At 53.0% G+C, this 920-nt stretch carries 5 tRNA genes and 1 rRNA gene; all 6 read left to right on the top strand.

Annotated features, from left to right (window positions below):
• Positions 1-104: 104 nt before the first annotated feature.
• A tRNA-Gly gene (locus K5S59_RS27300) sits at positions 105-179 on the top strand.
• 16 nt (positions 180-195) lie between these two features.
• A tRNA-Leu gene (locus K5S59_RS27295) sits at positions 196-284 on the top strand.
• Positions 285-287: 3 nt separating this feature from the next.
• Positions 288-361 (top strand) — tRNA-Arg (locus K5S59_RS27290).
• 8 nt (positions 362-369) lie between these two features.
• Positions 370-443: transfer RNA gene (locus K5S59_RS27285), tRNA-Pro, on the top strand.
• 9 nt (positions 444-452) lie between these two features.
• Positions 453-528, top strand: a tRNA-Ala gene (locus tag K5S59_RS27280).
• A 78-nt stretch (positions 529-606) separates the two neighbouring features.
• Positions 607-920: ribosomal RNA gene (locus K5S59_RS27275) — 16S ribosomal RNA — on the top strand; the annotation flags it as partial.

Here is a 920-nt window from a genome sequence, read left to right as displayed (position 1 = left end):
GTGGCGGAATTGGCAGACGCACTAGACTTAGGATCTAGCGCCTTTGGCGTGGGGGTTCGACTCCCTTCACCCGCACTTTTAATAAAATAACTCAAACATGTCTTGCGGAAGTAGTTCAGTGGTAGAATACAACCTTGCCAAGGTTGGGGTCGCGGGTTCGAATCCCGTCTTCCGCTCCAATTTCCAATATGACATGCCGGGGTGGCGGAACAGGCAGACGCACAGGACTTAAAATCCTGCGGTGGGTGACCACCGTGCGGGTTCGACCCCCGCCCTCGGCACCATATGCGCCCGTAGCTCAATTGGATAGAGCGTTTGACTACGGATCAAGAGGTTAGGGGTTCGACTCCTCTCGGGCGCGTTTTCTTTCGGGAAGTGGCTCAGCTTGGTAGAGCACCTGGTTTGGGACCAGGGGGTCGCAGGTTCAAATCCTGTCTTCCCGATAATTGTTTGGGGCCTTAGCTCAGCTGGGAGAGCGCCTGCCTTGCACGCAGGAGGTCAGCGGTTCGATCCCGCTAGGCTCCACCAAAAAAGTTCTTTGAAAACTGAACGAAACAAACAACGTGAAACGTCAATTTTTATTTTTAGATGCTAGACAAACTAACTTTATTGGAGAGTTTGATCCTGGCTCAGGATGAACGCTGGCGGCGTGCCTAATACATGCAAGTCGAGCGAATGGATTGAGAGCTTGCTCTTATGAAGTTAGCGGCGGACGGGTGAGTAACACGTGGGTAACCTGCCCATAAGACTGGGATAACTCCGGGAAACCGGGGCTAATACCGAGATAACATTTTGCACTGCATGGTTCGCAATTGACGGGCGGCTTCGGCTGTCACTTATGGATGGACCCGCGTCGCATTAGCTCGTTGGTGAGGTAACGGCTCACCAAGGCAAACATGCGTAGCCGACTTGAGAGGGTG

The sequence above is a fragment of the Bacillus sp. BML-BC051 genome, from assembly GCF_019656175.1.
In the GTDB taxonomy this organism is placed as follows: Bacteria; Bacillota; Bacilli; order Bacillales; family Bacillaceae_G; genus Bacillus_A; species Bacillus_A mobilis.
Note: the sequence above shows the minus strand (reverse complement) of the source record. Positions and strands in the feature narration are given on the sequence as shown.